Origin of the sequence: Paenibacillus sp. PL91 (assembly GCF_012935325.2) — a bacterium.
Classification (GTDB): Bacteria; Bacillota; Bacilli; order Paenibacillales; family Paenibacillaceae; genus Pristimantibacillus.
Window position 1 is genome coordinate 1 of record NZ_JABBYG020000027.1, and the last position, 14302, is coordinate 14302.

A 14302-nucleotide genomic window follows, 5' to 3' on the forward strand; every position below is an offset into this window, starting at 1 on the left:
GACCGCAGGGTCTTGGGAGAGTAGGACGTCGCCAAGCACGAGAGACCTATCGCATGTGATGCGATAGGTTTTTTGTTGTGTTCGCACTTCGTCCGAAATTATTAATAAAAGCCTGTGCTTCTGCTGAAAAACGTTCATCCATGTATAAACAGAGTACAACCGCACCAAGCTATTATAAAAATGAATTTGAACGACCACTTGACCTTTTGCTAAAATTGCATATAATAAAATCAAAGTCAAAGAAAGTCAAAGTCAATTGTCCGAATATTCGGTGTCCGATGATTTTGGTTGAAAACGAATTTTAATATTCATGTTTCAACTTTGGCTTTGTTGGTTATTTCTCAGGGAGGTTGGTGGTTTGCGTAACATTTCCGATCTCATCGAACAGTATCTGAAGCATATGCTCCAAGATAGCCCAGAGGGCGCAGTCGAAATTCAACGCAATGACTTAGCTGACAAATTTTCTTGTGTACCTTCGCAAATCAACTATGTCATCAGTACTCGCTTTACCATGGAGAAAGGATACATGGTTGAAAGCAAGCGCGGAGGCGGAGGCTATATCCGTATCCAACGGATTGATCTTCCGGCACTGAAGGCGATTCAATTCCATATCGAGGAAACGGTTGGGGAATGTGTCGATCAAAGTGCGGCGGAAGGACTTATTTATCAGCTGGAGGAAGCAAGACTCATTTCAAAGCGCGAAGGAAACTTGCTTCGTGCGGCAGTGCATCGCGATACACTCGCACTTAAGCTGCCGCTAAGGGATGAAATTAGGGCCAGATTACTGCGGTCCATGCTTATCTCTTTGCTGGTTAAATAACGCGAAACCGTTTATACCGGGAGGAGGGATCACGCTTGTTTTGCCAAGAATGCGGCAAAAAGCCGGCTACGCTTCATTTTACAAAAATCATAAACGGTGAGAAGACCGAATTTCACATCTGTGAAAGCTGTGCTCGTGAGAAAGGGGAAAGTATTCCTGGGGCCCCGAATAGCTTCTCTATTCATAGCTTATTGTCAGGACTTCTTGACTTCGAGCACTTGAGCGGGTCAGGGATTGCCGGTATTAAGCAGGAGACGCTGCGATGCGAGGAATGTGGTCTCACCTATACACAGTTCAGCAAGATCGGCCGCTTCGGCTGCAGCAACTGTTATCAGGCTTTTGCAGATAAACTTGATCCACTTCTCAAACGGGTTCACAGCAGTACCGTACACAGCGGGAAGATACCGAAGCGCTCAGGCGGTCAGATTCAGTGCAAGCGCGAAATCGAACAGCTGAGGCGGGATTTGCAAGCGAAAATAGAGCATGAGGAGTTTGAGAGTGCAGCTCAGCTGCGTGATCGAATACGTGAACTGGAGCGCCAAATTGCCGACCTGTAAGCTGGCATAGAAGGAGTGAGTAAGGCTCTTGACTAAGCATCGATTCTCAGAACATGCGCTTAGCGAATGGATGAAGGATATTGGTCCGGAATCTGAAATTGTCATTAGCAGCAGAGTGCGGGTCGCCCGTAATTTAAGGCACCAGCCATTTCCGTTGCTTGCGACAAATCAGCAATCCAAGGATGTGATGGATCAGCTGACCGAAGTAAGCCAGAGCGGCAAGCTGCAGTCCATTGGTTCATTTGAGACGATTATTTTGTCAGATTTAAGCGAGCTTGATAAAAGGGTGCTCGTAGAAAAGCATCTAATAAGCCCTAACTTAGCGAATGACTCGCGATGCGGGGCAGTTATTTTAAGTGATAATGAATCTGTTAGCATAATGATTAACGAAGAAGATCATTTGCGCATCCAATGTCTATATCCAGGTTTCCAAATTCAAGAGGCTTGGGCATTGGCCAGCGGAATTGACGATATTTTTGAAGAGGCAGCTGATTATGCGTTTGACGAGAAACGCGGTTATTTAACGACATGTCCAACTAATGTTGGCACAGGCATTCGGGCTTCGGTCATGATGCATTTGCCGGCGCTTGTGCTCACGTCACAAATTAATCGTATATTGTCAGCAGTAACGCAGGTTGGCCTTGCAGTAAGAGGATTGTACGGCGAAGGCAGCGAGGCGCTTGGCAACTTGTTTCAAGTGTCAAACCAAATTACGCTAGGCCAATCCGAGAACGAAATAATTGACAATCTTTATAGTGTAGCAAGACAAATCATCGAGCATGAGAAAGCGGCACGCAAGCGTCTTATGCAGGAGTCGAGGCTGAGAACGGAAGATCGCATAAAGCGATCATACGGTATTTTATCTCATGCATCGATTATGGACTCCAAGGAAGCAGCACAGCGCTTGTCGGATGTGCGGCTTGGAGCAGATTTAGGCATTTTAACGGATGTAACGCCACAAGTATTAAACGAGCTTTTAGTTATGACTCAGCCTGGGTTTCTACAACAAACCTTCGACGAGAAGATGAGCCCGGAGCAGAGGGATTTCAGAAGAGCAGAACTCATACGCAAGCAATTGCGCGGTGAAAAAGGCCATGGGGGTGCATGAATATGATGTTTGGAAGATTTACGGAGCGAGCACAGAAGGTGCTTGCATTGGCACAAGAGGAAGCGGTCCGTCTCGGGCATAATAATATCGGCACGGAACATATTTTGCTTGGTCTTATTCGCGAAGGGGAAGGAATAGCGGCCAAAGCATTAATTGGACTAGGTTTAGGGCTTGAGAAAATTCAAGATGAGGTTGAAGCGTTGATCGGTCGCGGTCAAGAGCAGCCGAATAACATTGCTTATACGCCTCGCGCGAAAAAAGTCATTGAGCTTTCGATGGATGAAGCGAGAAAGCTTGGTCATACGTACGTAGGCACGGAGCATATCCTTCTCGGCCTAATCCGTGAAGGAGAGGGTGTAGCAGCACGCGTGCTGAACAACCTTGGGATCAGCCTTAATAAGGCTCGTCAGCAGGTGCTGCAGCTGCTTGGCAGCAGCGAGGCCGTATCGAGCAATCATGGCTCGCAGGCTAACGTGAGCACGCCTACGCTAGATGGTCTTGCAAGAGACTTGACGGCCTATGCGAAGGAAGGCAATTTGGATCCAGTTATCGGACGGAGCAAAGAAATTGAGCGCGTAATCCAAGTGCTTAGCCGTCGTACAAAAAACAATCCAGTGCTAATCGGGGAACCAGGCGTAGGTAAAACGGCGATTGCCGAAGGACTAGCGCAAAAAATAATTGAGAACGAAATTCCTGAAACGCTTCGCGACAAACGCGTAATGACGCTCGATATGGGCTCTGTTGTAGCAGGGACAAAATACCGCGGTGAGTTTGAGGATCGTCTGAAGAAGATCATGGATGAGATTCGTCAAGCAGGCAATATTATTCTATTCATTGATGAGCTTCATACGCTGATCGGAGCAGGCGGAGCAGAAGGGGCGATCGATGCATCGAACATACTGAAGCCTGCGCTGGCACGCGGCGAGCTGCAGTGCATCGGAGCAACAACGCTAGATGAGTATCGCAAATATATCGAAAAGGATGCAGCGCTTGAGCGTCGTTTCCAACCGATTACTGTCGATCAGCCATCTCCAGAAGAAGCGATTCAAATTTTGTATGGACTACGCGATCGTTACGAGGCTCATCACCGTGTGAAAATTACGGATGAGGCTATCGTGCAAGCGGTGAAGCTTTCCGATCGTTATATTCCAGACCGGTTCTTGCCGGATAAAGCGATTGACCTTATTGATGAAGCTGGCTCTAAGGTACGCCTTCATTCCTACACCGTACCGCCAAACCTGAAACAGCTTGAAAATCGTTTGGAGGATATTCGCAAGGAGAAGGATTCTGCGGTTCAAAGCCAAGAATTCGAGAAAGCGGCTGCGCTTCGCGATACGGAGCAAAAAATTCGCGAAGAGCTCGATGTCACGAAAAACCAATGGAAAGAAAAGCAGGGCCGTACCGATTCCGAGGTTACGCCAGAGGATATTGCTCAGGTTGTAGCTAGCTGGACGGGAATACCGGTCAGCAAGCTCGCTGAAGGAGAGACAGAGCGGCTGCTGAAGATGGAAGAAATTCTTCATGACCGTATTATCGGGCAGGAAGATGCCGTTAAATCGGTGTCGAGAGCGATTCGTCGTGCGCGTGCCGGTCTGAAGGATCCGAAGCGTCCAATCGGTTCGTTCATTTTCTTAGGACCAACAGGCGTTGGTAAAACAGAGCTGGCAAGAGCGCTTGCCGAGGCAATGTTCGGCGATGAGAATGCGGTTATCCGCATTGATATGTCAGAATATATGGAGAAGCATTCGACTTCGCGACTAGTCGGAGCGCCTCCAGGTTATGTAGGCTATGAAGAAGGCGGCCAGCTTACTGAGAAGGTCCGTCGCAAGCCATATTCCGTCGTTTTGCTTGATGAGATCGAGAAGGCTCACCCTGAAGTATTCAACATTTTGCTGCAGGTGCTGGAGGACGGCCGCTTGACTGATTCCAAAGGCCGTGTTGTCGATTTCCGGAACACGCTGATCATTATGACGTCGAACGTTGGCGCTGACCAAATTAAACGCAACTCCTCGCTTGGCTTTACAGCCGTGCAGGATGCGGGACGTGATTTCCTGCAAATGAAGGACAAAGTGATGGCAGAGCTTAAGAAAAGCTTCCGTCCAGAGTTTCTCAACCGGATCGATGAGAGCATCGTATTCCACTCGCTTGGCGAGGAGCACATTGCTCAAATCGTAACGCTTATGTCCGAGGAGCTTCGCAAGCGTCTGCGCGAGCAGGAGGTTGATTTCGTTCTGACGGATGGAGCCAAAGCATTCCTTGCCAAGGAAGGCTATGATCCACAATACGGAGCGCGTCCGCTTCGCCGGGCTATCCAGAAGCACATTGAGGATCGTTTATCCGAAGATCTGCTGATGGGTAAAATCCAGAAAGGCGATACGTTCACGATTGACGAAAAAGACGGCGCTTTGACCGTAACGAAATCTATCTCGGAGCAAGAGCCGGAGGAATCCACTGCGAAATAAAGCATAATCCCAGACTGTCCCGCAGCCAGAAATGAAGCTTGCGGGACAGTTTTTATTATGGCTTTAAATTGACAATGAGAATCATTATCGTATAATGGCAGTAGAGCATTACATAGCATGGGAGGGGCAACGATGATAGTTGTTACAAATACGATAAAAGTAAAAAAGGGCCATGGCGAAACCGTTGCGAAACGGTTTCAAAATTCCAAAGGGATCGATCAATCGCCGGGCTTCGTACGCATGGAGGTATTGTTTACGGAAGGTCTAGAGGAATTTGATGAGCTGAAAGTAAGCACGACTTGGGAAGACAAAGCTTCCTTTGATGGCTGGGTAAACAGCGATTCTTTCCGGCAAGCGCATGCCCATCGCGGAGGCCAGCCTCAAGGAGCTGATGGTCAGCAAACGGAAAGCGTTATGCTCGGCTCGCAGTTGACGACGCATCGCGTCTTGGTCGCTCGGCAAGCCGGAATTGAGGCATAGCATATTTAAAATAGAATGTGTGCGATTCGGATATATTCGCTCTCTTATCCACTGTGGATAAAGGGGGCGTTTTTTTATAGTGCATTCCTGTGAAGGACTGTGGGGATATGTTGATGAACCTGTGGATAATGTTGATAAGTTGTTAATAAATCTGTGGACAATACCGATATTAAAGAAAAGGGATAACTTATATTGTGGGAAACGAATAATAGGAACGATAATAAGCTTTTTCATCAACAATGTGGGTTTATACATTGGGGATTAAATGGTAAACTTTATATAGCGTCATTTTAAGTGGAATCGCTAGGGATGGCTTTATCTATTGTGCTAGCCCATAACGTTTAAGGAGTATAGAATGGCCAAAATTAAAACGAAGTTTGTTTGTACGGAATGTGGTACAGAATCGGCTAAATGGCTCGGAAAATGTCCGGGCTGCCATGCATGGAACTCTATGGTGGAAGAAAAAGAAACCGTTGTGAAGACGAAGGGCGTCGGATTGTCATCGTTTCATGCGAAAGAAAAGCCGCAGTCCATCATACATATAGAAAGTGGGCAAGAACCGCGCATCGAAACAAGGATGCTTGAGCTCAATCGAGTGCTCGGCGGGGGCGTCGTACCAGGCTCGCTTATTCTGGTTGGCGGAGATCCGGGCATCGGCAAATCAACGCTTTTGCTTCAAACCTCTCACGCGCTTGCGGTGAAAGGACTTAAGGTGCTCTATATTTCCGGAGAGGAGTCCGTGCGTCAAACAAGGCTGAGGGCAGATCGCCTTGGAGCGCTGACGGAATCGCTGTATGTATTATGCGAGACCAATATGGAGCAAATTAATGATGCAATTGAATCGGTCCAGCCTGATTTTCTCGTTATTGACTCGATTCAAACAGTGTACGATCCGAATGTGCAATCTGCTCCCGGCAGCGTATCACAGGTACGTGAATGTACTGCACATTTTATGCGGGTCGCCAAAATTAAAGGGATCGCAACAGTGCTGGTCGGCCATGTTACGAAGGAAGGCGCGATTGCTGGGCCAAGGCTGCTTGAGCACATGGTGGATTGCGTTCTTTATTTTGAAGGAGAGCGTCATCATACCTACCGCATTTTGCGGGCAGTAAAAAATCGGTTTGGCTCGACGAACGAGATCGGAATTTTTGAGATGGGCGAGGATGGACTTAGAGAAGTTTCTAATCCCTCCGAGCTGTTCTTGTCTGAACGCCCGTTAGGTGTTTCGGGTTCGACAGTCGTCGCAAGCATGGAAGGAACGAGGCCCGTGTTAGTCGAGCTTCAAGCGCTTGTCGCGACGACCAATTTTCCGTCTCCGCGAAGAATGTCGACAGGCATTGACCATCATCGCATGGCGCTGATCATTGCGGTGCTGGAGAAACGAAACGGCATGTTTCTGCAGACGCAGGATGCTTACTTGAACGTTGCGGGCGGTGTGAAGCTCGATGAGCCGGCAGTTGACCTAGCGGCCGCCGTCAGCATTGCGTCCAGCTTTCGGGATGCACCGACGAAGCCATACGATGTCATATTTGGCGAAGTGGGGCTGACGGGCGAGGTTCGTGCCGTATCGCGTGCGGAGCAACGGGTGAAGGAAGCAGAGAAGCTTGGATTTAAACGTGTCATTATGCCGGAGAAGAGCTTAAAGGGCTGGAAGCCGCCCTCTGGCATAGAAATTATTGGCGTAACCACAGTGTCGGAAGCACTTAAGGCAGCGCTTGGATAGGGGGCAGACGATGAAGGAACCTACGCAGTTGGAAATAATGAATCAATTATTGCAATTAGTCGCACCAGGTACCCCTTTTCGTGATGGGCTGGAGAATGTGCTTCGGGCCAAAACGGGGGCGTTACTTGTTGTTGGATATAGTCCTGAGGTGATGGAGGTTGTAGATGGAGGCTTCTCTATCAATTGCGACTTCTCGCCGAACTATTTGTATGAGCTAGCCAAAATGGATGGCGCGATTATTTTGAGCGAGGATATGCGTAGAATATTGTATGCAAATACGCAGCTCATTCCGAACAGCTCGATTCCTTCCATTGAAACGGGTATACGGCACCGGACGGCAGAGCGTGTTGCTAAGCAGACGGGTAAGCTCGTCGTATCGATCTCTCAGCGGCGAAATATTATTACGTTATATCAAGGAAACCTGCGCTATTCACTGAAGGATATGGGCGTTATTTTGACAAAGGCCAATCAGGCGATTCAAACGCTCGAGAAATATAAGGCAGTGCTTAGCCAGTCGTTTACGAATTTGTCCGCGCTTGAGTTTGAAGAGCTTGTGACGCTGCAGGAAGTAGCACATGTTATTCAGCGTGTTGAGATGGTGCTGCGTATCAAGATGGAAATAAAGCGTTACGTGATCGAGCTAGGTACGGAGGGCCGTCTGATCAGCATGCAAATGGATGAGCTGGTTGGCGGCGTGGAAGAGGATGCTTGGTACTTACTTAAGGATTACGCCAAAGAAAATTCGGATGAGAAGATTCGGGAAATTCGGGCAGGCTTGAAGAAGCTAAGCTCGGATGAGCTGCTGGATGCGCCGCCAATCATCCGTTTGATCGGTTATCCACATACGAGCAATATGAACGATGAATCCGTCTCTCCTCGCGGGTATCGCCTGTTGAACAAAATTCCGAGATTGCCGCTTATCATTATGAACAATTTAATTGAACGGTTCGGTCGGCTGCCTCACATTTTGATGGCGACGATTGAAGAATTGGATGAGGTTGAGGGTATTGGGGAAGTGCGGGCACGGGCAATTAAGGAGGGTCTCAAGCGGATCCAAGAGCAGATGTTCATTGACAGGCAAATCTAAATCCCATACAATGGATTGAATGTGGTCCTTTAAACGGATGTACATTCGTTAAAGGTTTTGGGGCATAGTAGAGAAGAGGTGGAAAAGATGATCGCAAAATCGATACCGAGCCTTCTCACGGTGGGGAACCTATTTTTAGGGGTAATCGCCATCATTCTTGTATTTAATGAAAAACCAGATACGGCGGCTATGATGGTGTTGATTGCCATGCTGCTTGACGGTGTAGACGGACGCGTTGCTCGGGCGCTGAACGTTCAAAGTGAGTTCGGCAAAGAGCTAGACTCCTTATCCGATGTGATTTCGTTTGGCGTAGCGCCTGCTTTCATTATGTATGTTGTCGCTTTTCAAGAGCTGAGTCCAGCCTTCGCATGGATTGTAACGGCATTGTTTCCCATATGCGGCGCTTTGCGGCTTGCTCGCTTCAATGTCATTTCAAGCGCGCCAGGCTACTTTATCGGACTGCCGATTCCGGCAGCTGGCGGTGTACTAGCGACGCTTGCTTTGTTCAAGGATGATATTTACGTATCCGTGCTGCTTGCGAGCACGCTTGTGCTCTCCATCCTTATGGTCAGTACGATTAAATATCCGAATTTCAAAAAGGTCGGAATTCCAAAAAGCGCGGTATGGGTTGTCCCAATCGTCATTGTGGTATCCGTTATACTTGGCTTAGTATTCAAAAATGATCTGTCTAAAATATTGTTTGTACCGCTGCTGCTTTATGCGCTGTACGGCCTAAAAAAAAACGTTGATCGCCGTTTGCCCAAGCGAAACCGCAAACGGAAGAAGCGCGAGGAAGTTTCCGAAGATCCTGTTCAGTCAGAGAAGCCGGCTTAAACCTTTACCTTACCAACGAATTAAAATAGCGTTCCAAGACACAATAATTGTGTTTGGGAACGCTATTTTTGTTTTTTTATAATTATAAGGCATGATATTAATGAGATTCACATTTATTTTATCGAAAGAAATATAATAATTTCTTTTTGGATGTCGCATAATAACAGTTATACGACAAAAAAAGACACAAATAACGATAACTATAGTTCCTATTATATGCCATTAATACCATCTTTACAACTTTCATGAATATTAAAATAGGTAAAAAGAACCCTGTTGCCTAGTCTGTTAGATATATCCGATCAACAGTTCTTCAACATAGTCAGTTGCCGACTTCGTAAGCTGGTCAACGGTATGCAAATAACGTTGTGTCGTATTGATATGGGAATGGCCTAACGTTTCCTGTACCTGCTGCAAAGAAGCGCCGTTCAATAAGGCCAGCGTAGCATTTGTATGCCTTAGCCAGTGAGGGGTAACCGGCTTGTCTAGCCCGCTGTTTATGCTGGCTGATTTGATCATTCGCTCAATTTGTCTGGTAGTGATGCTGAAAATTTGCGAGTCCGAATTGCTGCTTAGATGTGGCTTGGTGTTTAAATAGCTGGTAAATAGCAACCAAAGATGACGAGGTACTTTTATGTCTCTTATTTTACCGCCCTTGCCTCTGGTGACTGTCAACCAGACGGTGGATTCCATTGGGTCCGAGTAAAAATCACACCAGCGAACGGCACATAATTCGGATACACGCAAGCCCAGCAGCAGCAGGCTTAAAGCAATTAAATAGTTGCGCTTGCTTTCTTTTTGCAAATAATGGAGAAGCTTTCCTACTTCATTTTTAGTTAGAAAATGCTTCCTGCTCATTAACGGAATGACTGGAAGCCGGATGCTGCTGGTCGGATTTTGCTGCAGTAAACCGATATTAGGATCACTGCCCCATTTGTAAAATGATTTTAGAGCGGCGATGGTAGCAGAAATGGAGGCTGGTGCAAGCGGCGTTCCATTTTTATTGGTTTTCATCGACATGAGATAGACCTTAAAAGCTTCGATCTCTCTCCACGTAACGTCATTCAGGTTTTTGTAGGCAATGAACACTCTAAAGCGCTCAATAGCTCTGTAGTAGCTCTTATAGGTATGCTGCGATCTGCTGCGATTGCTCAAAAACATCTGGATTTTTTGTTCATCGGTAAATGTCATTTCTTTCTCATTTATAACTTGTATGGCTGACCTTTCCTCTGTAATTGACCCAATTCTCATCAGAAATCCTCCTCATGTTGTCGTATAACTGTTATTATGCGACATCTCGCCGAATGTATAATATTTCAAGTCTATATACTATATTTTACAAAATGAGCTATAAATGCAACCTGAAGATATCTCGATTTAATGGGAGAGGAGAAGCCGATGACGATATGTCCTAGTTATGCGGAAGTGATTTCCCTGCAGCAAACCAACGCTGGAAGTTGGATGAGGTACTTGATGTATAAGAGTCCGGCTACTTACCGGCACTGTGCCAGAGTAGCCCTGTTAGCTGAAATAATCTCACCACAGCTACCTATTTGCGAAAATGAGAAAGCTGCTTTCATTAGGGGTTGTTTCCTGCATGATGTGGGAAAGGTTAGAGTGCCCAATGACATTTTGCATAAAAAAAGCCGATTGAGCGATTGGGAATGGGAGATATTACGCAAGCACCCCCAGTATGGAGAGGAAATTTTGATCCATCAATCTTTTTATGATGTAAATATATTGCAGCTCGTTAGATTTCACCATGAGCGATATGACGGAGCTGGATATCCTGATAGACTTGCCGGCGATCGTATTCCTTTATTTGCGAGAGCATGCTCGGTTATTGATGCGTTTGATTCGATGTTGTCGGCCCGTCCATATCGGATGCCGCTTACAAAGGAACAGGCATATGACGAATTGGAGAAAAACAAAAATACGCAGTTTGATGGTTCCCTTGTCGATATTCTAATAAATATATCGGATGAAGAAATGGGTCTATATTTCGGCTACCTCAATACCAATGCGAAATAACCGGTCAAAACAAAGAAAAAGCTTTGAGGAAATGTCCTCAAAGCTTTTTTCAATTGTAAAGGTAATGCCGGTATGTTCTCGTATGCAGTTACGTTAAATTAAACAGGCCTAAGGTTGAGCATTTGTCGTATTCGTCAGCAATAACCTCATCGAGTTGAATGTCCAGCAGATTACATAAAGCAGTCATGTAAAATAAGTTGCGTCCAAGATCGGACTTAAGTACGTCGCGGCAATGCTCGCAAACAGCTCCCGTGAGATGACTTTGCAGCGTTGTTTTCGCATCTTCAAGATTAAGTTCGTCCGAATATTGCTGTTTTCGGGCATTGAGTTCGATACAGCCGCAATCCGTCACTGCTTTCGTGACCGCACGATTGACAGACGCGCCTGACTGACCGAATTTGGACATAACATCTAGTAAGCTGCGGTGCCGGAGCAGCAATTCGGATACTTGCTGCTGAAATTGATCCAGTGTAGGAGCGCTCATCGGTTCCACCTCTTTCACCAACCTCGTATGATGTAATCTTAATTTCCATTATAAGCTTCCTTCCCCCTGTTTTCAAAATGTGAATTATTAAAATTTATAAATGTTTGTAATTAATAGACGCCCCCACGGTTAGCAAGGCAATTATTGGAACATAATTGTAGTGGAGGTGAACCATAATGGTTAGACGAATTATTCAAATAATGGGTATGTTGTTCGGTGGTATGGCAGGCGGTGAGGTATACGGATGGATGAATGGAGCGACCGTATGGTCTGGCTCATCCTTCGGAATGCTACAGCGATCCGGCACTTATTACATGAATGTAGCAATTGGCGCGGTTTTTGGTGTGGTTGTGGCAACGATGATTGCAGGTCAAGTCATTCGTTATATGCAAAAGGGTGCGGAGCAAACCGCAGCGCTTCCGATGCAGCAGTTGATTGCAGGGGCAGGCGGCTTGCTTGCGGGCTTACTGCTTACGGTGCTAATCTATCCCGCAGTATCAGGCTTAGAGGGTATAGGAAGACTTATTCCTGCTGCTATGATGGTATGCTTCGGTTATTTGGGCATGCGTATTGGCCTGCATAAGCAGGAAGAGCTGGCGGAGGGCTTTGCTGCCCTGCTAGAGAAACGGAGGATTGCTCCTGCTGCAGATGAAGCGGGCGGCTACGAGGAGCATAAAATTCTCGATACGAGCGTTATTATCGATGGTCGAATTGCAGACATTTGCAAGACTGGATTTATTGAAGGAACGCTAGTCATTCCCGAGTTTGTGCTGGAAGAGCTGCAGCATATTGCTGATTCTTCTGATTTGCTGAAGCGAAACAGAGGAAGGCGCGGACTTGATATTTTGAACAAGATTCAAAAAGAGCTTGATGTGAAGGTTCTTATTTATGAAGGTGACTTCGAGGAAATAGGAGAAGTGGACAGCAAGCTTGTGAAGCTGGCTAAGGCACTCCATGGCAAAGTCGTTACCAATGATTTTAACTTAAACAAGGTATGTGAGCTGCAAGGCGTATCGGTGCTGAATATCAATGATTTGGCAAATGCTGTGAAGCCAGTCGTTCTGCCGGGAGAAGAAATTATCGTTCAAGTGATTAAAGACGGCAAAGAACATGGACAAGGTGTCGCTTATTTGGATGACGGTACGATGATCGTCGTAGAGGGCGGTCGCGAATATATCGGTACGACAATGGAGGTGCTCGTAACGAGCGTGCTTCAAACGTCTGCGGGCCGAATGATATTTGCAAAGCCTAAGCTGTTGGAAAAAGCGCTGTAACAAGGTATGATAGTACTATTGTTAGGGCGCAAACGGCTGACGCCATTGGCGGTATAAGCTCGTTTCGCGATGAAATAGAAGTCCGTTTATAAGAGATCGTCTTATGAAGGCTTGTATTTTAACAAAGTGTGAGGCGGGTTGAAGGCATGGGAGCAGATTGGGGAGTCATCATCGTTGCGGCCGGAAGAGGCACGCGGATGGGAACGAAGGAAAGCAAGCAGTACTTGCAGCTAGGGGACAAGCCTATTCTCGTCCACACGCTGGAGCTGTTTCAGTCGATGGATACCGTTAAGGAAGCTGTGCTTGTCGTAGGAAGCGATGATGTTGAGCGCTGCCGCAAATGGGTTCAGGAATATGGAATAACGAAGGTAACGGCGGTGGTGACCGGGGGAGCTGAACGCCAGCATTCCGTGTACTGCGGGCTTCAGGAGCTGACAAGCGACTGGGTGATGGTGCATGACGGCGTTCGGCCGCTTGTAACGGCGGATGCTGTCCGTGCATGCTGCGAGCAGGCGGAGAAGAGCGGCGCCTCGGTGCTGGCTGTGCCGGTTAAAGATACGATTAAGCAAGTGAATGAAGCGGGTGTCATCATTTCGACGCCGGACCGCCGAAGCTTGTGGGCGATACAAACGCCGCAAGCTTTTCGACGTGTCCTGCTGCTGGAGGCGCATGAGCGCGCGTTGGCAGAGCAATTTGTGGGGACGGATGACGCGATGGTCGTAGAGCGTATGGGCGCCAGCGTCACTGTTGCGGAAGGCGAATATACAAATATAAAAATTACGACGCCTGAAGATTTGCCGTGGGCGGAATTTTTGCTCGCAAAGCGTCGTGCCGATAGGGCAGAGGGGAACGGTGAGCAAGGATGATTCGTGTTGGACAAGGATTTGACGTGCATCAATTGGTAGAAGGGCGTCCATGCATTATTGGGGGAGTAACGATTCCTTATGAGAAGGGGCTGCTTGGCCATTCGGACGCAGACGTGCTGCTGCATGCGATAACGGATGCGATTCTTGGTGCGCTTGGGCTTGGCGATATTGGCAAGCATTTTCCGGATACGGATGCTGCTTTTAAGGATGCGGACAGCTTGAAGCTGCTTGAGGAAATATGGAAGCTTGTGCGCGAGCGCGGCTACAAGCTTGGCAACATTGACTCAACGATTATTGCTCAGCGTCCTAAAATGCTGCCGTATATTCCGCAAATGGCCGAAATCATCGCTAAGGCGCTTGAGGCCGATGTATCGCAGGTGAACGTGAAGGCGACTACGACGGAGCAGCTTGGATTTACGGGACGTGGCGAAGGGATTGCGGCGCAATCCGTTGTCTGTCTAATCAAGGATGTGCTATGATCGGGATTATTCAACTTTAACGAATGTTTATATAGCTCGCTTTTACTTCGCAATCCTTACGAAGCAAGATTTTGCTTCGCAAAACTTTTAGGAGGTT

General features: G+C 47.2%; 14 protein-coding genes. 12 read left to right on the forward strand and 2 right to left on the reverse strand.

Features of this window, described 5'->3' with window-relative positions; all coding sequences use genetic code 11:
- Positions 1–358: 358 nt before the first annotated feature.
- The 8 genes from HI950_RS32070 (at position 359) to pssA (ending at position 9071) form a co-directional block, all read left to right on the forward strand.
- Entirely contained in the window at positions 359–820 is a 462-nt protein-coding gene (locus HI950_RS32070) for a CtsR family transcriptional regulator (protein WP_169090676.1), read from the forward strand.
- Between the two features lie 35 nt (positions 821–855).
- Positions 856–1377: a protein-arginine kinase activator protein McsA gene (gene mcsA, locus HI950_RS32075; RefSeq protein ID WP_169090678.1), complete on the forward strand. Its 522-nt coding sequence runs from the start codon at positions 856–858 to the stop codon at positions 1375–1377.
- A gap of 28 nt (positions 1378–1405) precedes the next feature.
- Entirely contained in the window at positions 1406–2485 is a 1080-nt protein-coding gene (gene mcsB / locus HI950_RS32080) for a protein-arginine kinase McsB (RefSeq protein WP_169090680.1), read from the forward strand.
- Positions 2486–2487: 2 nt separating this feature from the next.
- Positions 2488–4947, forward strand: coding sequence for an ATP-dependent protease ATP-binding subunit ClpC (gene clpC / locus HI950_RS32085; RefSeq protein ID WP_169090682.1), 2460 nt, complete (start codon positions 2488–2490; stop codon positions 4945–4947).
- Positions 4948–5079: 132 nt separating this feature from the next.
- Positions 5080–5427 carry an antibiotic biosynthesis monooxygenase gene (locus tag HI950_RS32090; RefSeq protein WP_169090684.1) on the forward strand — a complete coding sequence of 116 codons (348 nt, stop codon included), beginning with the start codon at positions 5080–5082 and terminating at the stop codon, positions 5425–5427.
- A 355-nt stretch (positions 5428–5782) separates the two neighbouring features.
- Complete coding sequence (gene radA / locus HI950_RS32095) at positions 5783–7150, forward strand: DNA repair protein RadA (RefSeq protein ID WP_169090686.1); 1368 nt, start codon at positions 5783–5785, stop codon at positions 7148–7150.
- Between the two features lie 10 nt (positions 7151–7160).
- Positions 7161–8237: a DNA integrity scanning diadenylate cyclase DisA gene (gene disA, locus HI950_RS32100; RefSeq protein ID WP_053373868.1), complete on the forward strand. Its 1077-nt coding sequence runs from the start codon at positions 7161–7163 to the stop codon at positions 8235–8237.
- Between the two features lie 87 nt (positions 8238–8324).
- The gene (gene pssA, locus HI950_RS32105; RefSeq protein ID WP_169090688.1) at positions 8325–9071 is read left to right on the forward strand and encodes a CDP-diacylglycerol--serine O-phosphatidyltransferase; all 747 of its coding nucleotides are present in this window, start codon (positions 8325–8327) and stop codon (positions 9069–9071) included.
- Positions 9072–9359: 288 nt separating this feature from the next.
- On the opposite strand, the gene HI950_RS32110 is transcribed toward pssA, so the two are convergent.
- A complete protein-coding gene (locus HI950_RS32110) occupies positions 9360–10322 on the reverse strand; it encodes a tyrosine-type recombinase/integrase (protein WP_169090690.1) in 963 nt (320 codons plus the stop codon).
- 222 nt (positions 10323–10544) lie between these two features.
- Here HI950_RS32110 and HI950_RS32115 point away from each other — a divergent pair, with 222 nt between their 5' ends.
- Positions 10545–11102: an HD-GYP domain-containing protein gene (locus HI950_RS32115; RefSeq protein ID WP_223285646.1), complete on the forward strand. Its 558-nt coding sequence runs from the start codon at positions 10545–10547 to the stop codon at positions 11100–11102.
- Between the two features lie 88 nt (positions 11103–11190).
- Here the strand turns inward: HI950_RS32115 and HI950_RS32120 are convergent, their stop codons facing one another.
- Positions 11191–11586 (reverse strand): nucleoside triphosphate pyrophosphohydrolase family protein, encoded by a 396-nt coding sequence (locus HI950_RS32120; protein ID WP_169090695.1) that lies wholly within the window; start codon positions 11584–11586, stop codon positions 11191–11193.
- A gap of 176 nt (positions 11587–11762) precedes the next feature.
- Here HI950_RS32120 and HI950_RS32125 point away from each other — a divergent pair, with 176 nt between their 5' ends.
- The 3 genes from HI950_RS32125 to ispF all read left to right on the forward strand — a co-directional run bounded on the left by HI950_RS32125 (position 11763) and on the right by ispF (position 14205).
- Positions 11763–12860: a PIN/TRAM domain-containing protein gene (locus tag HI950_RS32125; RefSeq protein WP_169090696.1), complete on the forward strand. Its 1098-nt coding sequence runs from the start codon at positions 11763–11765 to the stop codon at positions 12858–12860.
- Positions 12861–13006: 146 nt separating this feature from the next.
- Positions 13007–13726 carry a 2-C-methyl-D-erythritol 4-phosphate cytidylyltransferase gene (gene ispD, locus HI950_RS32130; protein ID WP_169090698.1) on the forward strand — a complete coding sequence of 240 codons (720 nt, stop codon included), beginning with the start codon at positions 13007–13009 and terminating at the stop codon, positions 13724–13726.
- Positions 13723–14205 (forward strand): 2-C-methyl-D-erythritol 2,4-cyclodiphosphate synthase, encoded by a 483-nt coding sequence (ispF, locus tag HI950_RS32135; protein ID WP_169090700.1) that lies wholly within the window; start codon positions 13723–13725, stop codon positions 14203–14205. Before ispD ends, ispF begins: the two co-directional genes overlap by 4 nt.
- Positions 14206–14302 lie beyond the last annotated feature (97 nt).